At 46.9% G+C, this 22,335-nt stretch carries 22 protein-coding genes and 3 tRNA genes; 3 read left to right on the top strand and 22 right to left on the bottom strand.

What is annotated here, in order from left to right; translation table 11 throughout:
• Positions 1-120: 120 nt before the first annotated feature.
• The 9 genes from prc to ACQ661_RS00605 all read right to left on the bottom strand — a co-directional run bounded on the left by prc (position 121) and on the right by ACQ661_RS00605 (position 8,867).
• The gene (gene prc / locus ACQ661_RS00645; protein WP_431667332.1) at positions 121-2,184 is read right to left on the bottom strand and encodes a carboxy terminal-processing peptidase; all 2,064 of its coding nucleotides are present in this window, start codon (positions 2,182-2,184) and stop codon (positions 121-123) included.
• 5 nt (positions 2,185-2,189) lie between these two features.
• Positions 2,190-2,900, bottom strand: coding sequence for an RNA chaperone ProQ (proQ, locus tag ACQ661_RS00640; protein ID WP_431667331.1), 711 nt, complete (start codon positions 2,898-2,900; stop codon positions 2,190-2,192).
• Positions 2,887-3,183, bottom strand: a complete 297-nt coding sequence (locus tag ACQ661_RS00635) for a hypothetical protein (protein WP_110075068.1) — start codon at positions 3,181-3,183, stop codon at positions 2,887-2,889. Before ACQ661_RS00635 ends, proQ begins: the two co-directional genes overlap by 14 nt.
• A 23-nt stretch (positions 3,184-3,206) precedes the next feature.
• Entirely contained in the window at positions 3,207-3,692 is a 486-nt protein-coding gene (locus ACQ661_RS00630; protein WP_110075067.1) for a GAF domain-containing protein, read from the bottom strand.
• Between the two features lie 15 nt (positions 3,693-3,707).
• Positions 3,708-3,989 carry a YeaC family protein gene (locus ACQ661_RS00625; RefSeq protein WP_110075066.1) on the bottom strand — a complete coding sequence of 94 codons (282 nt, stop codon included), beginning with the start codon at positions 3,987-3,989 and terminating at the stop codon, positions 3,708-3,710.
• Between the two features lie 2 nt (positions 3,990-3,991).
• Positions 3,992-4,282: a hypothetical protein gene (locus ACQ661_RS00620; protein ID WP_228759429.1), complete on the bottom strand. Its 291-nt coding sequence runs from the start codon at positions 4,280-4,282 to the stop codon at positions 3,992-3,994.
• 159 nt (positions 4,283-4,441) lie between these two features.
• Complete coding sequence (locus ACQ661_RS00615; protein WP_431667330.1) at positions 4,442-6,127, bottom strand: alanine/glycine:cation symporter family protein; 1,686 nt, start codon at positions 6,125-6,127, stop codon at positions 4,442-4,444.
• Positions 6,128-6,183: 56 nt separating this feature from the next.
• Complete coding sequence (locus ACQ661_RS00610) at positions 6,184-7,314, bottom strand: M14 family metallopeptidase (RefSeq protein ID WP_431667329.1); 1,131 nt, start codon at positions 7,312-7,314, stop codon at positions 6,184-6,186.
• A gap of 107 nt (positions 7,315-7,421) precedes the next feature.
• The gene (locus ACQ661_RS00605; protein ID WP_313932314.1) at positions 7,422-8,867 is read right to left on the bottom strand and encodes a glyceraldehyde-3-phosphate dehydrogenase; all 1,446 of its coding nucleotides are present in this window, start codon (positions 8,865-8,867) and stop codon (positions 7,422-7,424) included.
• Positions 8,868-9,013: 146 nt separating this feature from the next.
• On the opposite strand from ACQ661_RS00605, the gene pyk reads away from it, so the two are divergent.
• Positions 9,014-10,450, top strand: coding sequence for a pyruvate kinase (gene pyk / locus ACQ661_RS00600; protein WP_110075061.1), 1,437 nt, complete (start codon positions 9,014-9,016; stop codon positions 10,448-10,450).
• 50 nt (positions 10,451-10,500) lie between these two features.
• Here pyk and ACQ661_RS00595 read toward each other — a convergent pair whose 3' ends face one another.
• From ACQ661_RS00595 to ACQ661_RS00585, 3 genes are read right to left on the bottom strand one after another with little or no spacing between them, the layout of a single operon-like run.
• The gene (locus ACQ661_RS00595) at positions 10,501-11,343 is read right to left on the bottom strand and encodes a DUF6279 family lipoprotein (RefSeq protein WP_431667328.1); all 843 of its coding nucleotides are present in this window, start codon (positions 11,341-11,343) and stop codon (positions 10,501-10,503) included.
• A 12-nt stretch (positions 11,344-11,355) separates the two neighbouring features.
• Positions 11,356-12,183: a LytR/AlgR family response regulator transcription factor gene (locus ACQ661_RS00590; RefSeq protein ID WP_110075059.1), complete on the bottom strand. Its 828-nt coding sequence runs from the start codon at positions 12,181-12,183 to the stop codon at positions 11,356-11,358.
• Positions 12,180-13,256 (bottom strand): sensor histidine kinase, encoded by a 1,077-nt coding sequence (locus ACQ661_RS00585; RefSeq protein ID WP_110075058.1) that lies wholly within the window; start codon positions 13,254-13,256, stop codon positions 12,180-12,182. Before ACQ661_RS00585 ends, ACQ661_RS00590 begins: the two co-directional genes overlap by 4 nt.
• Positions 13,257-13,429: 173 nt before the next feature.
• Between ACQ661_RS00585 and ACQ661_RS00580 the strand changes: the two genes are divergently transcribed.
• A complete protein-coding gene (locus tag ACQ661_RS00580; protein ID WP_431667327.1) occupies positions 13,430-15,190 on the top strand; it encodes a M61 family metallopeptidase in 1,761 nt (586 codons plus the stop codon).
• A gap of 18 nt (positions 15,191-15,208) precedes the next feature.
• On the opposite strand, the gene ACQ661_RS00575 is transcribed toward ACQ661_RS00580, so the two are convergent.
• From ACQ661_RS00575 to ACQ661_RS00565, 3 genes are all read right to left on the bottom strand, one after another.
• Entirely contained in the window at positions 15,209-16,138 is a 930-nt protein-coding gene (locus ACQ661_RS00575) for a M23 family metallopeptidase (RefSeq protein ID WP_431667326.1), read from the bottom strand.
• The gene (locus ACQ661_RS00570) at positions 16,131-17,012 is read right to left on the bottom strand and encodes a 6-carboxytetrahydropterin synthase (RefSeq protein ID WP_313932319.1); all 882 of its coding nucleotides are present in this window, start codon (positions 17,010-17,012) and stop codon (positions 16,131-16,133) included. Before ACQ661_RS00570 ends, ACQ661_RS00575 begins: the two co-directional genes overlap by 8 nt.
• 134 nt (positions 17,013-17,146) lie before the next feature.
• Positions 17,147-17,800 (bottom strand): LysE family translocator, encoded by a 654-nt coding sequence (locus tag ACQ661_RS00565; protein ID WP_153825623.1) that lies wholly within the window; start codon positions 17,798-17,800, stop codon positions 17,147-17,149.
• Positions 17,801-17,844: 44 nt separating this feature from the next.
• Here ACQ661_RS00565 and ACQ661_RS00560 point away from each other — a divergent pair, with 44 nt between their 5' ends.
• A complete protein-coding gene (locus ACQ661_RS00560; protein WP_431667325.1) occupies positions 17,845-18,738 on the top strand; it encodes a LysR family transcriptional regulator in 894 nt (297 codons plus the stop codon).
• Between the two features lie 2 nt (positions 18,739-18,740).
• Here ACQ661_RS00560 and ACQ661_RS00555 read toward each other — a convergent pair whose 3' ends face one another.
• The 7 genes from ACQ661_RS00555 to pgsA all read right to left on the bottom strand — a co-directional run bounded on the left by ACQ661_RS00555 (position 18,741) and on the right by pgsA (position 22,325).
• Positions 18,741-20,207, bottom strand: coding sequence for an FMN-binding glutamate synthase family protein (locus tag ACQ661_RS00555; protein WP_431667568.1), 1,467 nt, complete (start codon positions 20,205-20,207; stop codon positions 18,741-18,743).
• 149 nt (positions 20,208-20,356) lie between these two features.
• The gene (locus ACQ661_RS00550; protein WP_153825621.1) at positions 20,357-20,959 is read right to left on the bottom strand and encodes a hypothetical protein; all 603 of its coding nucleotides are present in this window, start codon (positions 20,957-20,959) and stop codon (positions 20,357-20,359) included.
• 64 nt (positions 20,960-21,023) lie between these two features.
• Positions 21,024-21,326, bottom strand: a complete 303-nt coding sequence (locus ACQ661_RS00545; protein ID WP_431667324.1) for a hypothetical protein — start codon at positions 21,324-21,326, stop codon at positions 21,024-21,026.
• Between the two features lie 85 nt (positions 21,327-21,411).
• Positions 21,412-21,498, bottom strand: a tRNA-Leu gene (locus tag ACQ661_RS00540).
• A 40-nt stretch (positions 21,499-21,538) separates the two neighbouring features.
• Positions 21,539-21,612 (bottom strand) — tRNA-Cys (locus tag ACQ661_RS00535).
• A gap of 9 nt (positions 21,613-21,621) precedes the next feature.
• Positions 21,622-21,696, bottom strand: a tRNA-Gly gene (locus ACQ661_RS00530).
• An 80-nt stretch (positions 21,697-21,776) separates the two neighbouring features.
• Positions 21,777-22,325 carry a CDP-diacylglycerol--glycerol-3-phosphate 3-phosphatidyltransferase gene (gene pgsA / locus ACQ661_RS00525; RefSeq protein ID WP_110075051.1) on the bottom strand — a complete coding sequence of 183 codons (549 nt, stop codon included), beginning with the start codon at positions 22,323-22,325 and terminating at the stop codon, positions 21,777-21,779.
• Between the last annotated feature and the right edge of the window lie 10 nt (positions 22,326-22,335).

Raw genomic sequence — 22,335 nt, 5'->3', positions numbered from 1 at the left:
CTTGTGTGCTGTCATCAGGCACAATCAAGCTACCATTCACCTATTTCCAAACCCAGTGATTGTCCATTAAAAAAGCCGCAAAAAGCGGCTTTCTAATGGTATATCAACAGATTAGCTAGTTTAGTTAGCAGCCATCTTCGCTTGATCTACTAACCTAAACGCCAATTCGACTGTCTCTTCTAAGTAAGGATCTGGCGCCTCTAAATCGGTCGGAATTTCGTCAATTTTCTCTACCGGCTCCTGTCCTAAACGCTGTAAACGTTCATTAGCACGGGCAAGGTTTCGAGCTTTGTCGGCCGCTTCTTCCGCTTTTCTTTCAGCCAGTACCAAGCTGACCCAAGTTTTTTCTTTCTCTTGTTGATAGCGTTCGATATCAGCAAAAATATAATTAAACTCTGGGTTTCCTTGAATCTGTTCATCGAGTTGTTGCTGCAGCGTTTTAAAATCATAACCACGAATGCTATGGGTAGTTTGATATTTAGCTGGGGTAATTTGATCCCACGGCAACGCGTTTTCTTGCGAACTCTCACCAAACTCTTCAGCATCAATGATGGATGGATACTCTAAATCAGGTTGTACCCCTCGTAATTGCGTGCTGCCACCATTAATTCGATAAAACTTAGCCATGGTGTATTGAACGCTACCTAAAGGCTCGTCATAAAAATCAAACGGCCGTGCAATCCCACGATGTTGTTGTACTGTGCCTTTACCGTAGGTATTTTCACCCACAATCACCGCTCGGTTATAATCTTGCAGAGCGGCGGCAAAAATTTCCGAGGCAGACGCACTGTAGCGATCAACCATCACTACCATGGGACCATTGTAGAAAGTTTTACCATCGCGGTCGCCGTTGACTTCTTTCCGACCGCTACCATCGGCAACTTGTACCACAGGACCTTGGTCAATGAATAGTCCCGTCAAACTGATAGCTTCAGCTAACGAACCGCCCCCATTGCCACGTAAATCGATGATTAAGCTTTCCACATTCGCTGCGGCAGCTTCCTCTAATAACGCCACTACATCAGTGGTGAGGTTATTGTAAAAGCCTGGAATGGTAATCAGCGCGGTGGCCCGACCATCGTACTTATCATCCGTAGATTGCTTGATCTCAATCTTGGCAGCACGGTCTTCGAGTTTTACCTTATCGCGTACAATCATCACTTCTTTGGGCGTGGCACTGGCGCTTTGGTTCGCTTTAAGTACTTGTAGTTTAACCGTAGTACCTTTGGGCCCTTTAATCAGCTCCACCACATCGTCAAGCCGCCAGCCAATCACGTCGACAAAGTCAGCATCGTCATCATCACCCTGAGCCACGCCAACGATCTTATCATCTACGGCCACTTGCCCGCTCTTATCAGCGGGTCCACCAGGAACTAAACTGCGGATCACCGTGTAATCGTAATCCGCTTGCAGTACGGCCCCTATTCCCTCTAGGGAAAGGTTCATGTTCTGCTCAAACCGCTCTGAATTTACCGGTGACAAATAGCTGGTGTGCGCCTCGACACTGCGTGCAAAGGCATTCATTACCGTTTGGAAGACATCTTCACTGTTGGTTTGAGTTAAGCGTTTTAGGGCGTTGTTGTAGCGTTTACCAAGCGTTTCAACAACTTCAGGCCATTCTTTACCCGCCATGGTTAAGTTGAGCGCATCGTATTTAACCCGCTGACGCCACAGTTCATCCAACTCAGTTGCTGCTGCAGGCCAATCCGCATCTTCACGCTGAAAATGATACTTGTCACCCGTTTCAGTGAAATCAAAGGGTTGTTCTTCGTCTAACAAGGATAACGCATAAGAGTAGCGTTCAAAGCGCCGCTGCAAAGACTTCTGATAGAGCGAAAATGCGGGGCTAAGCTTGCCTGAATCAATCATGTCATCAAACAGCAACCGATATTCTTGGGCCTGTTCAATATCGCTAGCCAGTAAAAACATTTTATTGTAATCAAGCATTTCTAAATAACGCTCAAGAATCTGTTCTGAGAGTTCGTTATCCAGTTCCATTTGCTTGAAGTGATAGCGCGTAAAAAAGTTTTTCACACGTTGGCTAGCTACGCCATGCTGAGCTGCTGGTGCTAACTCAGGCAGTTCGTCCAATTGATGTGCCGGTGGCAAAGCAAGTGCTACTTGGCTTAACGATAAACCAATAAATACTGCGATCGCCTTTCGTGTGAACCCTTTTTTACTCATACTTACTACTCCTGCTTGGCAACAAATACTGCGGCAACGTTAACTTTGACCGTTAAGCCGTTTTGAAGTTGCACATGCACATCGTTTTTGTCTAGTTCAGTAATACTACCTGGGATAGGCGCAACGCCGGCTTTTACATGCACAGCCTGACCTACTTTAAGTGCAGCTACTGTCGTTGCAGCTAACTGTGGTTGTGCTGCTTTAGCCGTGTTATTTGCGTTGATGCTGCTGGCACTTGCTGCAGCCGGCTTCCGAGCTGGACGCTTAGCCCGTGCTTGCCGTGCAGCATTTGCTGGTGCGGCTTTTGGTGCTCGGCTACGAGGCTTTTTGTCTGCCTCTGCTTTACGTTTCGCCGCTGCACGCTCTGCTGCTGCCGCTTTGGATGCCGCTAACGTCTCTTCGGCATGTTGTTGATGCTGCTCTTCTACAATACCCGCTGGCTTTCCATCTAGATCAACCCGTTCAACGCCAGCTTTTACGGTACGGAGGTAACGCCAGCTGTTGGTGTAGTGGCGTAAGGCAATACGCAAACGCGTTTTACTGACCGTCTCATCATCATCTAAACGTGCGGCAAGGTCATCAAACACTCCAATTTTTAGAGGTTTTGCATCTCCTTCCGCGTAAAAGCAGGCCGGAAACTTTGCCGCTAAATAAGCGATCACGTCTTTAGTTTTGGATAACTTACTTGCGGTTTGGTTTTCTTCAATATGGGTCATCTTCGTCAATATCCTGCTGGCGTACATCCGCCAGTTGCTCCGTTATATAAGCCTGCATCTCTTCACTGTCTAGCTCCAGCAAGGCTGGGTTTTCTATCCATTCAAAAAGTACACGGCGTACCACTTCTTCAAGCTGCGCTAAAGTGTCGGTTTCTTCACTAAAGTCGACAATATAGTGCAGCATTTCGTTTAATTGATCCGTTGCAGTTTCTTCGTCGCCTTCAAAAAACTGCATATCTTGCTGACTAACTAAATACGCATAAATATCAAATTCGTTATACATGGTTAGCCTTATGTTTCCGTAACCTAGGCGCTAGGTTGCAACTGTGACCAGTCTAAACTCTCAATGAATCGGCCTAACTCGGTTAATCCAGCCGCATCAGCTGGACTGAAGCGAGCCACACTAGGGCTATCAATATCTAACACCCCTACCACCTGATCCGCTACGATTAAAGGTACTACTACTTCTGAGTTAGAAGCAGTATCACAGGCGATATGTCCAGCGAATTGGTGGACATCTTCTACTAGTTGGGTTTGCCGTGTTGCGGCGGCCGTACCGCAAACGCCTTTGCCAAAGGCAATACGTAAGCAAGCTACTTTACCTTGAAATGGCCCCAACACCAACAACTCAGGCGCCCGCGTTAGATAAAAGCCGACCCAATTAACATCGGCTAAGGTCTCGTTAATAAGGGCTGACAGGTTGCTCAAGTTGGCAATCAGATCGGGTTCATCAGCGGTAATGGCTTTAGCTTGCTCAATTAACAGCTGATAGTCTACAAGGGTTTGACTCATAACAGTGTTATTGCCTTAGTTATCATTGAGTGAAAAGCTCGCAATGGTGCCAGCTCCAGTTAAATCAGCCTTCATCTCGCGCTTACTGCGTGTGACTAATTGCCCATCTGAGCCAATCCGAAATGGCTCATCCGATGGCCGGTAGCGCGCCTGATAGGCCATCACGAGTTGAATAGAATTAGCACGTTGCTCTTCTGAAAGCTTAGCACCATCGGGCCAACGGCCTAATTCAACGGCTTGCAACAAACGCTCAAAAGTTTCCGGGGTAATACTGGCGAGAAGTTCGTCAAACTGCATGACTAACGCTTCCTTTTTAAGAACAATAATCGAACGCGGTTAAGCACAAACCACACTAAGCCAACAATCATAGCACCATATGCTGCGCTCGACTGCCAACTCTCGGGATGAGGTTGCTGAATGAAAAAATACGTAAAGGCAGCAATTGCGATCAATAACGCAAGCATAGACTGGCCTAATATTTTATCTTTTTTAGCTTGTAATAAGCGCTCTAGCTCGCGATTACGTTGCTCCGGAGTTGCACCTGCCACCCGAAAATCACAATGGGGACAAGTGTCTGCTTTGTCGGACATGCGTTTGTTACATGACGGGCATTCTATTAACGCCATGGGTACCTCAATTTTCAGCAATCTAAGTAGGCAATATAAGGGATCTCAGAGTAAATTCAAGCATTGCCCAGAGATTGCGGACAAATAAAAACCCGCCGCAGCGGGTTTTTACTCAATCAATGGTTACTTGTCAGATTGACTGCCATTTTTTTCGGCTTCAAAATCCTGCCAGTAAGCCTTCACCGTATCTTTCATCTCGCGTCTGAGTAACACCAAACCAAATAAGTTAGGTAGAGTCATCAACACAATTGCGACGTATGAAAGTGTCCACACTAAGGTGGTATCGGCAAATGAGGCGACAAAGAAGCCAGCCACGTACAGAATCCGATAAGGCATGACACCACGCTGTCCAACCAGGTAGACCACCGCCCTATCACCGTAATAGGACCAAGCAATGGCAGTAGAAAACGCAAACAGCAGCAAACTGATAGGCACAATGTATTCACCTGCATCACCTAAGAAGCCACGCCCAAAGGCCTTGGCGGTAAGTGCTGCTGAGTGAATCAATGAATCACCAAAAATTTGGATATCTTGTTTGCGTAAGGCGCCATTATCGATTCTAAGGACACCCGTGTACGGGTCTTCACCAGCTACAATAAAGCGCACGTTTTCTGCAACCGAGCGCGCATGCAAAATGGTAAAGCCATTACTCACAGGTTTACCATTAGCGACTTCAATCGTACCTGTGTACTTCTCAATAGTATTTTCAGAGGTACCATTTAAGTAATGGTATAAGGCTTGGCGATCCGCTTGAGTGGTATCGTCATAGTGGCCGGCCACGATTTCAAGGTCAGTACGAGAGAACTCATTTGTATGCTTCTCTGACCAAACCCCGGACGACAAGATCACCAAACCGGTTAAGGTACAGATAACTATGGTGTCGATAAAAGGTTCTAAAATGGACACCATGCCCTCAGATACAGGTTCGTCGGCGCGCGCTGCTGCGTGGGCAATCGGAGCTGAACCTTGACCTGCCTCGTTTGAGAACAAGCCTCGGTTTACCCCGCGATTAAAGGCGTAAGCAAAGGTCGCACCTAAGAAGCCGCCAGTAGCTGCTGAGCCAGTAAAGGCATCGCTGAAAATGGCTGCAAACGAAGGCCCAATCTGGTCTAAGTTAAATAAAATAACACTTAGTGAACCTATGATATAAAGCACGCCCATGATGGGCACAATTTTTGAGGTCACTGCAGCGATACGTTTAATGCCTCCGATGATAACCATGGCTAACATGATGGCCAAAATACCACCCGTTAACATAGGTTCAATACCAAACGAGGCTTGCATGCTTTGTGCAATGTTATTTACTTGCGGCATGTTACCAGTGCCGAAAGAGCTGATAATGGTGGCTATCGCAAAAATCACGGCCAACCATTTCATGTTCAAACGACGGTCCATAAAATACATGGGGCCACCGGCCATGGTGCCATCTTCCGTTTGTACCCGGTATTTGTGCGATAAAGTTACTTCAACAAATTTAGTGGTCATCCCCAAAAAGGCAGTGATCCACATCCAGAACAAAGCTGCTGGACCACCCAAAAAGATAGCTAGGGCCACACCACCGATATTACCAGTACCCACAGTACCCGATAATGCGGTTGATAAAGCTTGAAAGTGCGAGGTATCACCTTGTGCACCCTTTTTATCAAATTTTCCCGTGACCACTTTCCAAGCATGCCCGAAAAAACGGATTTGTGGAAAGCCCAAGTAGAGCGTAAAAAACAAACCTACACCCAACAGAATATATGGGAAGTAGGCTGCCGAACCTAGATAGCTATCTAGTAGCAGTAAGAAATTATTAATTGCTTCCAAGGTGTCCCCCTAGCGTTATTATTGTTGTTGTTCGCTTTTAAGCTAGCTTGCGCGACTTAGTCGCGCAAGTTCTTTGCGATTGAATAAATCGCACTTAATACATCGGCACCTAACTGCTGGCTACGATTGGCAGACCAACCGAAATCAGCATCAGGTAAATCAGCATTATCTTTAAATGGCATTTCTAAGGTAAACGCTAAACAGTTAAAGCGCTCTGCCACCGCATTACTAGCTACGGTTAAGTTAGCTTCACCTGGTTTATCCACCTCATAGCCAAATTTACTTTGAAACTCTGGCGTAATGTTCAGTAAGGTTTGCTTAAATTGCTCACCTAATTTATCCATCTGCTCAGTATAGCTTGGGATGCCTTCTGAACCGGCCAAAAAGTTATAGGGTAGATTTTCATCACCATGAATATCCAAATACAAGTCTACCCCACTTGCTGCCATAGCTTGCAGTACCAAATAAACCTCAGGGCTACGCTCTAGGCTTGGCTCTGCCCACTCACGGTTTAAGTTTACGCCGACGGCATTGGTACGCAAATGACCACGCACACTACCATCAGGGTTCATGTTAGGCACAACATAAAAGACGTTGTCTTCTAATAACCGTCGCGCGGTTCCATCTTCATCATCCAGTAAGCGACTTAGCAGGCCTTCTACGAACCACTCGGCCATAGACTCACCAGGATGCTGACGTGCGGTAATCCAGATAGCCTTTTTATGGTCGTCCGGTTCGCCAATCACCAGCAGATTCATATCACGACCATCAAGGGTTTGGCCCAATAGCACGTGCTGGCATTCAATACTTTGTTGCGCCCACTGTACTAGGTCTTGATGACGCTCATAGGAGTATGGTGCGAAGTATGCAAAATAAACACTTTCTTGGTCCGGCGCGAAGCGGATCACCAGTTCTTTGCCGTTGTATTCGGTAGGTACCCGGAACCAGTTCTCTCGATCGTAGGATGCGACGGCACCGTAATCTTTCCAGCCATCAGGGTAAGCTGAAGTACCGGCGTTGGTGATGGTCATCACATGCTCAACACCGGGTTCACCGTAGAGCTTAAAATGGAACCATTGATAAAAATCTGATTGGTTATCTTTGCGAATCGCCAACTGAATATTGTCTACTGAATTAGCTTCGATAACCTCGATATTACCGCTATCAAATTGGGCCGTAATGAACATCGCGTTCCCCTTTTTTATAATGAATAGAGTCGCCGCAACCTGGGTTTCATCGGTTGCGGACAAAATAAAAAGCGCCTATCGGAAGGCGCTTTTGCATGGATGTATTGCTATTTAGGTAAGTTCAGCAGTTGCTGACCAGCCATTTGCTCAGCTACACGAACAACCTGACAGCTGTAGCCAAACTCATTGTCATACCAGACGTACAGAACCGCACGGTCTTGGTCAACAATGGTCGCTTGTGAATCAACCACACCTGCGTAACGCGAGCCAACTAAATCGGTCGAAACAATCTCGGTTGAAGCGGTGAAATCGATTTGCGCTTGCAACTCTGAATGCAATGCTTGGTCACGCAAGAAGGCATTCATTTCGTCTTTGCTGGTCGACTTGTTTAAGTTTAAGTTCATGATCGCCATAGATACGTTTGGCGTTGGCACTCGAATCGCATTCCCGGTTAATTTACCGGCTAATTCTGGCAGCGCTTTAGCAACAGCTTTGGCCGCACCGGTTTCGGTCAACACCATGTTTAATGGCGCTGAACGACCACGACGGTCAGCTTTATGATAGTTATCAATAAGGTTTTGGTCGTTGGTATATGAGTGCACTGTTTCAACGTGGCCATTGCGAATACCAAACTCATCATTAACTACTTTCAATACCGGCGTAATGGCGTTTGTCGTACAGCTAGCAGCGCTAACAATTAGATCTTCTGGCAAAATGTCGTCATGGTTCACACCATAAACCACATTCTTGATGCCGCCTTTGGCTGGTGCTGTTAACAAGACTTTTTTCACACCTTTTGATTTCAAGTGCAAGCCTAGGCCAGCTTCATCTTTCCAAATGCCGGTATTGTCGATCACGATGGCGTTATCGATTCCGTATTGGGTGTAATCAATTTGGTCTGGACCGTCTGAGTAAATCACTTTAATGCTGGTGCCGTTGGCTTTGATGGCACTGTTTTCGTGATCAACAGTAATAGAACCATTAAATGGACCGTGAATAGAATCGCGACGCAATAAACTGGCACGTTTTTCTAAATCACCGTCACGCCCGCCACGCACAACAATAGCGCGTAAACGCATTTTATTATTGCTGCCGTTACGCTCAATTAATAACCGTGCTAGCAATCGACCAATCCGGCCAAAACCATACAGCACCACATCTTGCGCTGCAATTTCATCAGCTTTGTCGATGATGTCTGCGAGTTCGCGTTGCAGGTATGCTTCAATGCTGTCGCCCTTACCCGCATCTTTATGCAAATAGTTGTAAGCTAATTTACCTAAATCAACGCGCGCTGGCGCCAATTGCATTTTGCTTAAAGCTTCAATGAATGGAAAGCTTTCGCGCAACCGTACTTTCACCCCTTCGTGGCGACGAATTAACCGATGCGCTTTGATGATGTTAATGGTGTCAACGTTTAATAACGAGCGGCCATAGACTAAGATCTCCACCCCGTAATTACGGTATAGACGACCAATTAAAGGCTGCATCATTTCTGCGTATTCTTGGCGTTCCTGCCAGCTCTGTAAAGTCAGATCCTGTTGCTGATCACTCATGAGGTTACCTTTATGTTGAGTAAATTTGACGGTTGCGTGAAAAATTGCTGGCTATTGTACTTAAAACCTGCGCCAAGCGCCAGAATCTATGTTACCTAAGGTTTAACGTGATATAATTCTTAAGCTTATCACTAAGGAGTACTGTCATGTTACGTCGTACTAAGATCGTTACCACGCTCGGTCCTGCCACCGATTCCCCTCACGTTTTAGAGTCTCTGATTAAAGCTGGCGCTAATGTGGTGCGTTTAAACTTTTCTCACGGTAACGCGGCTGATCATCAGCAACGTGCTGCGCAAGTTCGAGAAATTGCGCAAAGCCTGGGCGTTCATGTGGCCATTTTAGGCGATCTACAAGGCCCGAAAATTCGTGTCGCAAAATTTGCAGATGGTGCGATTACGCTAGATGAAGGCGATGTTTTTGTACTGGATGCCGAACTCGACAAAAACGCTGGCACCCATCAGCGGGTTGGCATCGATTATAAACAACTCCCTGCAGATGTAGATGTTGGCGATATTTTGCTGCTCGACGATGGTCGTGTTAGGTTACAAGTTGAAGATGTTTCTGGCAATCAGGTCACCACCACTGTCTTGGTGGGGGGCAAATTATCGAATAATAAAGGCATCAACCGCTTGGGTGGAGGCCTGTCGGCAGCAGCACTGACTGATAAAGATTTAGAAGATATTAAAACCGCGGCAGCCATAGGGGTAGATTATCTTGCGGTGTCCTTCCCTCGTACCGGCGCCGATATCAATCAAGCGCGGACGCTATTGCGCGCTGCCGGTGGTGATGGCTTGATTTGTGCCAAAATTGAACGTGCTGAAGCCGTGGCTTCCGATGCCGCACTAGATGACATTATTCGCGCTTCTGATGCCGTGATGGTGGCCCGTGGTGATTTAGGCGTTGAAATTGGCGATGCTCAATTAGTGGGTAAACAAAAGCGCATCATTGAGCGTTCACGCCAACTCAATAAAGTGGTGATTACAGCTACGCAGATGATGGAATCGATGATAGAAAACCCGATGCCAACGCGAGCTGAGGTGATGGATGTCGCTAACGCAGTGTTAGACGGCACCGATGCAGTGATGCTATCTGCCGAAACTGCCGCCGGTAAGCACCCAGTCGCTACGGTCAAGGCGATGGCAGAAATTTGCTTGGGCGCTGAAACTCATCCAAGTGTGGTGATTGACAATACTGATTTAGAAGAAACCTTTTCCAGCATCCAAGAAGCGACCGCCATCACCGCCATGTATGCGGCTACTCACTTAACTGGAGTCAAGGCGATTATTGCGCTTACAGAATCAGGCTCAACGGCAAAATTGATGTCACGTATTAATACCGCTCTGCCGATCTTTTCACTATCTCGGCATGCCAGCAGTCGAGCCCGTTGTGCGCTTTATCGTGGGGTCTACCCGATTAACTTTGACTCAACGCAAAGTGAACCCCATGAGTTAGTGCATGACGCGATTGAGCAGGTGAAAAAGCGTGGCCATTTAGTCAGTGGTGATTTGGTTATTTTAACCCACGGCGATGTGATGGAATCCGTTGGTTCTACCAATACCTGTAAAATTATCGAAGTACGCTAACTCGACGCTTGGTTTGGTATTAAATAGCGTCGCTGCTAACCTCAGCGGCGCTATTGGTAATAGCGGACAATGCCATCAATATCATCCAAATAGCCATCTATTTTTCTTAATAAATGACGTTTTTGCTTAGCATCCATGCTAGCGTAAATAGCTAGCACCAAATCCGTAGTTAACACCCTGTTGGCCTCAATACTTTGCTGCAACTCATCACTACGTAACTCTTGTGGTGAAAACATCAGTAACTTTAACTTTTGCTCAAAGTCTTGCTGTTGTGGGTAGTCCACTAACAGCAAAAACTGTGCTTGCCACTGCATGCTATAAAGCAGCCATTGTTGTTGATTATCCACCCGTTGCGCTAGCCATTGACGCAATAACTGTCGCTGCTCGCTATTGACTGAGCCCAGCCAGGTTTTTACATTTTTCTCAGCCCGCTGTAAGCGCCGTTGCGGTTGGTCTTCTTGTTGGCGCTCCTGAAACTCCTCTATTTGCTGCTGCTGACGTTGCTCCAAACTTTCTCGTAGTTGGGCTCGTTCAGTATCATTAAGGCGAGGTAGGAGTGACTGAGCATGCGGTTCTAATTGCTCTAAAATACGTTGCCAAGCTTGCCACACAGCCTCATAGCTGGTGTCTAAAAAGGCCGCATCCACTTCATCGTTGGCAATAGCGGTACGAATTTTTGCTAACTCCTGGTGATAACGAGGCATTTCTTCACGGGCGTGCCATTGATGCAAATCAGTAATCACCTGATCCACATCACGTTGCAATTCTGGCCGTAGTTCGACAATGCTACTCAATTGCCACTCGATGATGGTATCGGCGAAGCGGTATCCTAACTGAGTTGAACAGCCTACCAGGAACGTCAGCATGGCTAGTAGGGTAAGCTTTTTCAACATAGGTTTTCAGCCTCAGGGGTTAAGAATGAGTTTTTTTATTCTATCCTTATAACTACGACTTACTTTAAGCTCTTTACCGTTTCGTAAAACGATGTGGTACTCACCATTTTGACGACTACAGAGCTTTTCTACGTGTTCCATATTAACAATGGCCGAGCGATGAATCCGTTGAAACCGTTGCGGATTTAATTCTTCTTCAAGCTCTTTCATGGTGCGTCGTAGAATATGGGTTTCATTGCTAGCGTGAATACACATGTAATCCCCCGCCGCATCTACCCACTCGATTGAGTTGATGGCTACGCGAGTTATTTCACCACTTTCTTTGATCGCAATATGCTCAGGATAGCGAGCCACGTTAACGTCATCACCACTGGCTAGACGTTTAAGAATATCTTCGCAATCTTCGCCGGTAGCATCAGCTAACAAATTAAGAATACGCTGCTGTTGCTGTTCTTGTTCACGTTGCTCGAGATTTTTTTCAATCCGTTTAATACTTTGTTCTAAGCGCTCGTGGTCAACAGGCTTTAACAGATAATCGATGGCTCGCACTTCAAAAGCTTTAATCGCATATTGATCGTAGGCTGTGACAAACACCACTAACGGCATCTTAAAACCACTAGCTTTAACCTCACGCAATAACTCAAAGCCATTCATACTCGGCATTTGAATATCTAAAAACACCAAATCAGGTTGTTCTTCGCCAATCATGGCCAGCGCTTGCCGCGCACTTTGGCACTCGGCTAACAATTCAATCTGGTCAAAGGCCTGTAATCGCACCACTAGCCCGCGGCGGGCCAACGACTCGTCATCAACTACTAAGGTGCGGATTTTTTGCGTCATGATTCAACCTGCTCAAATGGAATACGAATTTCTACGCGTAAGCCCTGCGGCTTATTCTCTGCTAATGTAAAGGAGTAATTCTTTCCATACAAGGCCTGTAAGCGTTCACGAGTATTGACTAATCCCACCCCGCCTTGTTTCATCATGTCTTTAATGGGCTTTTTACTTCCCGGTCCGTTATCTGCGACGCTAATCAGTAAATCTTCGCTAAACCTTTGCGCCTTAACGATAATTTCACCGCCATCTTCCATTTTGGCAATGGCGTATTTAATCGAATTCTCAATTAAAGGTTGTAACATTAAACTAGGCACCAGCGCCTGTTTAACTTCGTCATCAATGTCTAAGGATACTTTTAGACGCTCATCAAAACGCACCTTCTCAATATCCAAATACAGCATCAAAGCCTCAATTTCGCGCTCGAGTGGTATTTTCTTAATGGGTTCGTTATCTAAGCTAAACCGAAGAAACAAACTTAGCTTTGACATCATCCGGTTAGCTAGCTCATTCTCTTTCACCAAAATGAGCGTGGAGATAGCGTTTAAAGTATTAAACAAAAAATGCGGATTTAATTGGTAGCGCAACATCTTTAACTGCGCTTGGTGCGCCATTGAAGTGGCTAATAACGCCTTTTGTTTTTCTTCTTGCAGCATTTGGTAATACTTGATGCCAAAATACAGGCCGCTCCAACTCAACATAATGTAAAATTTAGCGATGGTATTTTTAAAGTAAAACCAAGGGCTATCAGGCCTAAAACCAAACTTATAGATTTCCCAGTAAGTCGCGTTATCAATGACGGCCCACAAAGCCGCTGAAACATAGGAAGCAGCTAGCACCACCACGATCAATAGCCAGGGCGTAGCATCCCAAATACGTCGGTACAAATAACGTAACGGAACCGTAATCAGAAACCCCGCGTAAGCACCTAATAATAAAATCAGGACGTATATGTCGCGCATTTCATGCATTAACGAGCCAATATAATGCACTAAAGCATAACCACTCCAACCGGCTGCTTGTAGCACCCAGAAAAAGCGATTACGATCTTCAAGTAGCGATTTCCAAGTCTGGTTCATAACGCCCCTGTCACTGTATGTCATTGCCTTAATTATACCTATTTAGCAAGATAAAGCGGTGCTATTTATCGCACTGCGAGAGCTATATAGCGCCTATCCCTCGTGTTACTATAACGTCATTCATAGTTGGCTAGGCGTTGGCCCTGCTATTGTTGGCAATTCATGAGGTGTGTATGTTGCAGTACCGAATTTGTGTAGATAATGCCGCCGCTCATCAATTTCGAGTGGCGCTAGATATTCCTGTCACTGGCCCGGGCGCCCTAACCTTGCGTCTACCGGCATGGATACCTGGCAGCTACATGATTCGCGACTTTGCCCGCAATCTAAGTAAAGTGACTGCGCATCAGGCCGGTCACGCCGTTGCCATCGACTTAGTGGATAAACAAAGCTGGCGTATTTTTCCGCAACAAGCTGGCACGGTAACCGTTGAATATCAGGTCTATGCTTTTGATTTATCCGTTCGCAGTGCTTACCTAGACCAATTTTTTGGGTTCTACAATCACTCAAGTTTATGCCTAGAAGTGGTCGAACTGTCCGAAGAGCCCTGCCAGGTGGCAGTATCTGTGCCTGAGGGTTGGCGTCTTGCAACAGGTATGCCACGCCTGTCTGGTAGCCATTTTGCTGCGGGTGAATTTCGCGCCGAAAATTATCAGGCACTGATAGACTATCCGGTGTTGATGGGGCCGCTTAATATTCATGAATTTATCGCCGGCGGCGTGAAGCATGCACTCGTCTTGGCCGGGCGTGAATTCGCCGATAGTGAACGTATTTGCGCAGATTTAGCCGCGATCTGTGAATATCAAATCGCCATGTTTGGCCATCAACCGCCGTTCCAACAGTACCTCTTTTTAACCATGGTGGTCGGGAAAGGTTTTGGCGGCCTCGAGCACAGTAACTCCACCGCCCTGCTCTGCAGCCGTAAAGACTTAGCCAAAGCCAACAAAGCTGTAATTGATAACGATTACCGCACCTTTTTAAGTTTATGCAGCCATGAATACTTTCATAGCTGGAACGTAAAAACCCTGAAGCCGCGCGAATTTCTGCCTTATCAATTGCAGCAAGAGCAATACACTAAGCAGCTTTGGTTCTACGAAGGGATCACTTCGTATTATGACGACTATGTTTTGCACCAAGCAGGTTTAATCGATCAAGCGACTTATCTCACTCTACTAGGTGACACCATTGCACGTGTTTATCGTGCTGCCGGAGTGACCAAACAGTCGGTTGCAGAGTCCAGTTTTTATGCTTGGACTAAGTTTTACAAACAAGATGAGAACTCGCCCAATAGCATCGTCAGCTACTATGCTAAAGGGGCATTAATAGCCTTATGCCTGGATCTTAAGATCCGCTTAGCTAGCCAACATCAACTTAACCTAGGCTTGGTGCTGAAGGATTTTTGGCAAGCCTATGGGGCCACCTCACTAGGTACAGAAGAAACAACCTTTGTTGATTTTGTAAATCAGCAGTACGCCATTCAGTTGGCGGGGTTTATCGATGCTGCTGTGTATGGCACCAGCGAACTACCTCTAGCCGAATTATTGGCGGAGTTTGGCGTGAGCCTGCTTACAGCCGCCAGTGCCGATGACAATAGTGTGGTCGGTAAGGCCGTTACGCCAACGCACTCGGTGTCTTTAGGCGCCAAATACAAAGCCACTGGCGCCGGCTTAGAATTGCAAACAGTGTATGAGCACGAGGCTGCTCAGCAAGCAGGTTTAAGTGCCTTAGACAGGGTTATTGCGATAGATAATTTGCAGGTCACGGATGCCACCCTAAAAGAGATGTTCGAGCGCTACCAACCAGGACAGACAGTAACGGTGCATGCTTTTCGGCGCGATGAGTTATTCAGTACTGAATTAACTTGGCAAGCGCCATTGCAACACAACAAGGTACTCAAGGTAACCAACCCGCAGTTATTGCAGGGTTGGTTATGCTGAAAAACGCGGGTTAACTTATCACTCTGCTTGAAAATGCTCGAGGGCCAGGGCTGGATCTAAACGCTCATGGCCCCAGTTAATTCGCCAATCGAGGTGAGGGCCAGTAACCCGGCCGGTGGCACCAATATCAGCAATATGCTGGCCCTGCTCGATGTTATCACCCACTTTGACATGCAATTGATTGAGATGAATGTAAGTACTGGTGATGCCAAATCCGTGATCAATAATCAGGGTACCGCCAGAATAAAATAAATCTGGCTCAGCTAAGACCACCTTGCCTGGCCACGGTGCTTGTACCGGAGTGCCAGTGGGCGCGGCAATATCTAACCCATAATGTGGGTTGCGTGGCGTTCCGTTAAAAATTCGCTGACTACCGTAAACACCACTAATACGCCCCTGTGCTGGCATTATCAGCGGCTGCAAATAATCTTCACGGGTACTGTTTACGGTACGTGCCAACCAGACTTTCTCGGCTTCTTTACGAGTACGCTGTTGCTGCTCTGGGTTAGGAGTTACTGTGCGTTGGGGAACGCCATCAACGCGATCGATAGCATAATCGCGCGCGCTTATCTGTAATTCTAAGACATGCTGCTCACCGTTAGCATGTTGTACGGTAAGGGTTTGAGAGCCGTTTGTATCACGACCAAAACCAAACACCACATGGCCACTGTTACTGACACTTAGCGCTTGTTGATTTAACCAGACCTGACTAGTCGGTTGAGTTTTGCCTATGATGAGACCACCCGAGCGAAGGGCTCCGCGTAGTTGAATGCCCTTGCTGCTGGCTTGTCCTTTATTACTGTCGTTGATCGCCAGCACCGCATGACTGTTGTTGAGCGTGGCTGGGTTTGTCGAGCTCGCAGCAACCGGCTGCGTTGCTAACAAAGCGAACATGGAAGCTACCGTCGCTAACGCCAGTAACAGCGGCTGCCGACCGAACTTAGGCATAACCAATTGCTCCTTTGCCAACCCCTTCGAATCCAGTCACTTTAACTGCACAATCGGGATGTTGCTGTTTTACCGCTTGGGCTAAATAAGTGGCAATACACTCGACCGTCGAATCCGTTGGGATCAGATAATTTTCCGCTACCGGCACGACGAGTTCAAACAGCCCTTGATCAGCCGTATAACTGTAGCCGATATGGGAAGCTGGAGTCACGTCCGTAGCGCTTGGTGATAACTGTAACTGCGCAAGCTCAACCACATCTTCAGTCGAGCCTAAGTAGATATCTTGCCATTTGGCTGCCCATTGCTGTTCTAGCGCTTCATCACGGTTGCCATCAAGGGCAATAAAGAGTCGCGAGCGGTGGCCATGAGCAATCCGTTGGCAATTGCCGTCATGCTTTTTTAACCCGTGGGTGTAATGATAAAATGCCCCTTCGATCTGTTCTGGTCTCAGTAATAATTCTAAACCTTGCACATTATCGGGTAATTCACGCTTAATCACCGCGCGCAAATAATCAGTAACAGTGGCCATGGTAACAGCTTCTGCGTCAATAAAAGCAAAAGCATCAGCGGGACAAAACAAATGAATAGAAGCTTGTTGCGGGCGCAAAAAATCAACCCAATAACTATTACCATCAGCGTGATGATGCACTCGGGTAAACGGATGCTCAGCAGGCACAGCTAACTTATGATCAACGGCACCATCTATAATGCGTTTAATCTGTTTCTTTACCCGTCCAAAATCTAACACCATGGACTGCTCGTTAAGCGAGCCATCTAGAATAATATCAACAATCCAACTTTCTCCCACCATTCCCCGCTCTGGGCACAGGTAAGAAAAATCAATCACGGTCAGATCGTTTACAAATAACTGCATATAGACATCAACTCTTTAAAATAGTGAGCTCTAGTTAGCCCATGAAGGCCTTCATACTAGGCTTAGTAAGGAATAATTTGGTTACTCGCAATGATATCATAGCTGGCTGTTAAGCCTTATAAAAATAGTGCAAATTAAAGCTGCCACCAATCCCAAATTAGCTTCAGGCTCAATAATACTAGCGCTAAGCCCATGAGCCTATCGAGCCAATGGCTGTATCGCCAAAGCTTGCGGTAGAAAGGTCCCCAGGTAATCGCGGTGGCTAACGCCATAAACCATAATCCAGTAGCTATGGCCATATAACCGCCGTACCCGATTTTTACCCAAGTTGGTGTGGCTGGGTCGATCACGGTCGAGAATAACGCTAAGAAAAACAGCGTGGCTTTTACATTTAAGCCATTGGTTAAAAAACCTACCCGAAAAGCTTTGCTTGCACTGACTTGGCTGGCCCTACTGGTAAACTCTTCGGTACTTGGCATAGCGCCGCGAGGTTTAGCTTGTAATGCTTGCCATCCTAACCAACCTAAATAAATGGCACCCACCCACAATAAGGTTGCGTACAGCCATTGGTATCGATGAATTAATAACGCTACACCTAACACTGAATAGGCAATATGCAGCAAGATGCCGGTACCAATACCGACGGCGACCCAACGACCAATACGGCCACCAAAACTAATACTGTAGCGAGTGACGACTGCAAAATCAGGCCCTGGGCTAGCTACCGCCAGAAAATGTAACACTGCAATAAGCAAAAACTCATTCCAATAGATTGCTATTTGATTCATTCTGATTTACTTTTAGTTAATTAAATAATCACTCTGGCATGCTTATGAAATCGCAAAAACAGCCTTCTCTCAATGCGTTACGTGTATTTGCGGTGGCAGCCACGGCTCCATCATTCAAGCATGCAGCGCAGCAACTTAATGTTTCTCAATCCAATATAACTCGACAGATACAGGCACTGGAAGAGCAGCTTGGCACGCGTTTGTTTCAACGTGATAATCGCGTGCATGCGCTAACTGCCGCCGGGCAAGCTATTGCAGCGGATGTTAGCCAGCTATTTAATGAGCTTGACCGCATCATTGAGCGCGCCCGTAACTTAAGCTATACCGAGCATACGACCCTAAAACTTGCCGTGCCAGAGAGCTTTCTGCGGTGGTGGTTATCAGCCCGACTAGCTGAGTTTTATAGCCTCTATCCCCACGTGCAACTGCATTTTACTACCATCCCCTTGTTTCCGGAACCTGGCAGTAGAGCTCATGTTATTGCCGAGTTACAACATGAGTCATTAGATCTAGCCATTCATTACGGGCCGTTAAAAGATAAGACCATTCAACAACAGGCCCTGTATCAACCTACTTATCGCGCTGTAAGTGCCATCGACAGTAGCACCGCTTGGGCCTCACGGTTATGGCATATTGATGTAAATGCGCCTTATTGGGCGCTATTTAAACGCCAACAACCCGCTTTAACCAAACAACTGCAGTTGCGCCCCGTAGGAAACAGTAACATCGCTGTTGATTTAATGGCTGGTAGTGATCAAGTAACCCTACTAGATAGCTTGTATTTGCAACATCCCCAGTTGCAGGAGTTTAGCCAAGCGCCGGAACTAAGCGTGCAATTACCTGATGCTATCCAACTGGCGGTGAAACAACGTCAACGCCAGCCGGTCGCTGTGATTGCCTTTACTAAGTGGCTCCAAAGCCGATTACACAAAGGTTAACCCTAACCTTGAGTGGGTGGGTAACGCTGTGCCAAGCTAATACTATCGCCGGTGTGGGTAACAACACGCGCATGGCGCCGAGTGAGTTCTCGAGGGTCAGCAACACCACAAGAGTGCGCAATGATATTCACGCCGTATTCAAGGTATTTGTGGTAATTCGCAACTCGGACGCTTTTATCGGTTGGATCTAGGCCCTTCTGCAAGCTCTTATTGTGAGTGGTGATGCCGGTCGGACAGGTATTTTTATTGCACTGCATCGCTTGAATACAACCCAGCGAAAACATAAAGCCGCGAGCTGAGACAATAAAATCCGCACCAATGGCAAGCGCCCAAGCAACATCAGCGGGCGTGATCATTTTTCCAGAAGCGACCACTTTGATCCTATCTTTAAGCCCTGCTGCCATTAACTTATCAACTAAAATCGGCAAACTTTCAGAGAGTTTTAAACCGACATAGTCCATCAAGGGTTGTGGTGCCGAACCGGTGCCGCCATCAGCACTATCAAGGGTAATAAAGTCAGGTGCAGAGGCTGCTCCGCGCGCATGAATAGCGGCAATCAATTCATCGATCCAAGTCGGGTCGCCCATCACAAACTTAATCCCCGTTGGCTTACCGGTGATGTCACGAACGCGCGCGATAAAGTCCAGTAATTCTTCGTTATTACTAATTTCAGGATGACGATTGGGACTAATTGAATCCTGGCCAACAGGAATACCGCGGATGTCTGCAATTTCTTGATTGACCTTAACCCCCGGCAAAATACCACCTTTACCAGGTTTAGCGCCTTGGCTGAGCTTAATTTCAAACATTTTAACTAAGTCATGGTCGGCAATTTGCTTGAGACGTTGCTCACACAATTCGCCTTGCTCAGTGCGAACGCCATATTTTGCAGTACCTATCTGGAACACCACATCGGCTCCGCCAACTAAGTGATAGGGGCTCAGCCCTCCTTCACCGGTATTAATCCAGCAGCCCGCTAATTTGGCGCCTTTTGATAACGCCGTGACAGCAACCGGTGATAGCGCCCCATAGCTCATCCCTGAAATATGAAAATAGCTGGTTGGCGAGTAAGGATGAGGGCATTCTGCGCCAATAGTCACCGCCATGGGCTGTGTTTTCTCTTCTTGCTGCCGCGGATAGGCACTATTGGCAAAAATGATGGTGCCCTGCTTGGTTAAGTCTCGGGTAGAGCCAAAGGCGAGCGTTCTATCGGCATTTTTAGCGGCTCGATAGACCCAGCTACGTTGCGCCCGGTTAAACGGCATTTCTTCTCTATCCATGGCATAAAAGTACTGGCGAAAGAATTCACCTAAGTGTTCAAACAGGTAGCGAAACCTGCCAATAACTGGGAAGTTTCTGCGAATGGTGTGACGAGTTTGGGTCTTATCAATCACGTAGAGAACGAGTAGCCACAACGCGCCTAATATGAGCACCAAGACAAAACCGGCCACCAACCACTGGGCTATCATTAATAGCGTGTCGAGGCCGTTATAGGTTGTTTCAGTCGTGGCTGGCGTCACCGTTTGCAGGGTTAATAACATAGTTCACCTAGTGCGTTCGTAGAAGATGCTATAACCATATAAAAAGCCCTCGTATTTAGCGAGGGCTTTTTACTCAACTAGACCGGATATTTCGCTCGTTTGTGGTGCAGAGCTTGAAAAACATCAGCAAAGGTATTTACTTGTGGATACAGCCTTACCGATTCTCCCGTCGCCGCCATGATGTGCAGTGAGGTGATCACTCCAGAAAAAGTCTGGGCGTCGGCATCACCGACCCACAGTACATCGCGTCCTGATGCTTGCATCGTGGCAGCTAGATCGCCGATGCGTGCGCTGGCTAAATCTTGCGGCTGAATCACGGGCAACAAGTCAGCTGGTTGCATCACATAGCCTACTTGTAATTCGTGCCAAGGCAACTGTAATAAGTTTGCAATAGCTAGGGTTTGCCTGCTACGCAAATCGCTGCTCATGATAATACCACTCACCTGGTTATCGGTACCTAGCACTACTGCATACCGAGATGCCTGCTTGCTCAACAAAGCTTCAGCTTCGGGTAACAACAAAGACTCGTTGATTCGTAACACCGATGGCGCTTGCCACTGCTCAACCACAGCCGTTGCTGGCTGATGCCAATCTAGCACCGCCGGCGCTGCGTAAACTGCGGCTGGTAAAAATGTCGCGCTGGTGGCCGTAGCCCAGCGTAATGCATGAAAATCTGCCATAACTAACCTCGTTGCTGAGAACAGCACTTATTGAATTAAATATTTTTATGGTGCGAATAAAAATTCAACCAACAACGGGCGGAGCTCTGGCTGTATAGGTTTGGTAGGTTTTTTGATAGGTAGCAACAATGACTGGGGTAATTTGAACTGGCCCAGTCGGGACCAAGGTTGGTCGAATGAAGATCGGCAACGCCGGGTCGGGCTCGTCTAACGACAGCAGCTCTTGATGAACACTGGTCGAATTAACATGGCTAGCAATGGCCTGAGACTCAAGTTGATAGCCGTCAGCGGTCTGTACTTGCGCATGTGGCGCAAACCAGAGCAAGCTCACGATGAGGGCTAAACTGAGTAATCGAATGGCGACCATGGGGTTCCTAAGTTGGACAAACTGCGTCTTAACTTAAGATAAGGTCGATTGGATCAATAAACAAGATATATTTCAAAAAAAGAAGTGGTGCCCGGGGCCGGACTTGAACCGGCACGCTGTTACCAGCGAGGGATTTTAAATCCCTTGTGTCTACCAATTTCACCACCCGGGCATACATTGTAATTCCGAGGTACTACCTAAGGTCTTCGAGATGGAGGCGGGTCCCGGAGTCGAACCGAGATCCACGGATTTGCAATCCGCTGCATAGCCATTCTGCCAACCCGCCAACCGAATTTGGAGCGGGAAACGAGATTCGAACTCGCGACCCCAACCTTGGCAAGGTTGTGCTCTACCACTGAGCTATTCCCGCATCCAGTGCTTGCGCATTCTACTGGCTATTTCGTTAACGTCAACGCTTTTTTTCAATCATTTGGTTCGTTTGCTTTTTTTTTAATCCACTTGGCTTAAATCTGACCAAGCAGCCCGCAAATATTCCCACATTGACCACAGAGTTAACACAAAGGCTATGTATAACAGCAAGGTTGCGGTGCCAATTATAAAACTATTTGCTTCCCAAATTAAACCTCCAATTGCCACCATTTGTGCAATTGTTTTTAATTTTCCCAAATTAGAGACTTTAACTTGTTCTTGCCGCCCTATTTGCGCCATCCATTCGCGTAGCGCCGAAACGACCAATTCACGGCTTACAATCGCCAATGCCGGAATACTGATCCACCAAACGGCGTAGTTCTCTACCACGACAATTAACGAAGCTGCCACCATAACTTTATCGGCAACCGGATCTAAAAAGGCGCCAAACTTAGTAAATTGATTAAATTTGCGTGCCACCCAACCATCTAAAGCATCGGTAATCCCGGCAATAGCAAAGACAAACGCTGCCCAAAAATGAGATTCAGGCCCGGGAATATAGTAAATAATTAAAAATACCGGAATTAAAACAATGCGAAAGCTGGTAAGCAGATTAGGAATATTCCACATCTTTAAAAGT

It is taken from the genome of Pseudidiomarina sp. WS423 (assembly GCF_050750165.1).
In the GTDB taxonomy this organism is placed as follows: Bacteria; Pseudomonadota; Gammaproteobacteria; order Enterobacterales; family Alteromonadaceae; genus Pseudidiomarina; species Pseudidiomarina fusca.
This window is presented reverse-complemented; position numbering and strand designations above follow the sequence as displayed.

Excerpts from the sequence above, each read along its gene's own strand:
- prc (WP_431667332.1), bottom strand. The coding sequence starts at position 2,184 with ATGAGTAAAAAAGGGTTCACACGAAAGGCGATCGCAGTATTTATTGGT.
- proQ (WP_431667331.1), bottom strand. The coding sequence starts at position 2,900 with ATGACCCATATTGAAGAAAACCAAACCGCAAGTAAGTTATCCAAAACT.
- ACQ661_RS00635 (WP_110075068.1), bottom strand. The coding sequence starts at position 3,183 with ATGTATAACGAATTTGATATTTATGCGTATTTAGTTAGTCAGCAAGAT.
- ACQ661_RS00630 (WP_110075067.1), bottom strand. The coding sequence starts at position 3,692 with ATGAGTCAAACCCTTGTAGACTATCAGCTGTTAATTGAGCAAGCTAAA.
- ACQ661_RS00625 (WP_110075066.1), bottom strand. The coding sequence starts at position 3,989 with ATGCAGTTTGACGAACTTCTCGCCAGTATTACCCCGGAAACTTTTGAG.
- ACQ661_RS00620 (WP_228759429.1), bottom strand. The coding sequence starts at position 4,282 with ATGTCCGACAAAGCAGACACTTGTCCCCATTGTGATTTTCGGGTGGCA.
- ACQ661_RS00610 (WP_431667329.1), bottom strand. The coding sequence starts at position 7,314 with ATGTTCATTACGGCCCAATTTGATAGCGGTAATATCGAGGTTATCGAA.
- ACQ661_RS00605 (WP_313932314.1), bottom strand. The coding sequence starts at position 8,867 with ATGAGTGATCAGCAACAGGATCTGACTTTACAGAGCTGGCAGGAACGC.
- pyk (WP_110075061.1), top strand. The coding sequence starts at position 9,014 with ATGTTACGTCGTACTAAGATCGTTACCACGCTCGGTCCTGCCACCGAT.
- ACQ661_RS00595 (WP_431667328.1), bottom strand. The coding sequence starts at position 11,343 with ATGTTGAAAAAGCTTACCCTACTAGCCATGCTGACGTTCCTGGTAGGC.
- ACQ661_RS00590 (WP_110075059.1), bottom strand. The coding sequence starts at position 12,183 with ATGACGCAAAAAATCCGCACCTTAGTAGTTGATGACGAGTCGTTGGCC.
- ACQ661_RS00585 (WP_110075058.1), bottom strand. The coding sequence starts at position 13,256 with ATGAACCAGACTTGGAAATCGCTACTTGAAGATCGTAATCGCTTTTTC.
- ACQ661_RS00580 (WP_431667327.1), top strand. The coding sequence starts at position 13,430 with ATGTTGCAGTACCGAATTTGTGTAGATAATGCCGCCGCTCATCAATTT.
- ACQ661_RS00575 (WP_431667326.1), bottom strand. The coding sequence starts at position 16,138 with ATGCCTAAGTTCGGTCGGCAGCCGCTGTTACTGGCGTTAGCGACGGTA.
- ACQ661_RS00570 (WP_313932319.1), bottom strand. The coding sequence starts at position 17,012 with ATGCAGTTATTTGTAAACGATCTGACCGTGATTGATTTTTCTTACCTG.
- ACQ661_RS00565 (WP_153825623.1), bottom strand. The coding sequence starts at position 17,800 with ATGAATCAAATAGCAATCTATTGGAATGAGTTTTTGCTTATTGCAGTG.
- ACQ661_RS00560 (WP_431667325.1), top strand. The coding sequence starts at position 17,845 with ATGAAATCGCAAAAACAGCCTTCTCTCAATGCGTTACGTGTATTTGCG.
- ACQ661_RS00555 (WP_431667568.1), bottom strand. The coding sequence starts at position 20,207 with ATGATAGCCCAGTGGTTGGTGGCCGGTTTTGTCTTGGTGCTCATATTA.
- ACQ661_RS00550 (WP_153825621.1), bottom strand. The coding sequence starts at position 20,959 with ATGGCAGATTTTCATGCATTACGCTGGGCTACGGCCACCAGCGCGACA.
- ACQ661_RS00545 (WP_431667324.1), bottom strand. The coding sequence starts at position 21,326 with ATGGTCGCCATTCGATTACTCAGTTTAGCCCTCATCGTGAGCTTGCTC.
- pgsA (WP_110075051.1), bottom strand. The coding sequence starts at position 22,325 with ATGTGGAATATTCCTAATCTGCTTACCAGCTTTCGCATTGTTTTAATT.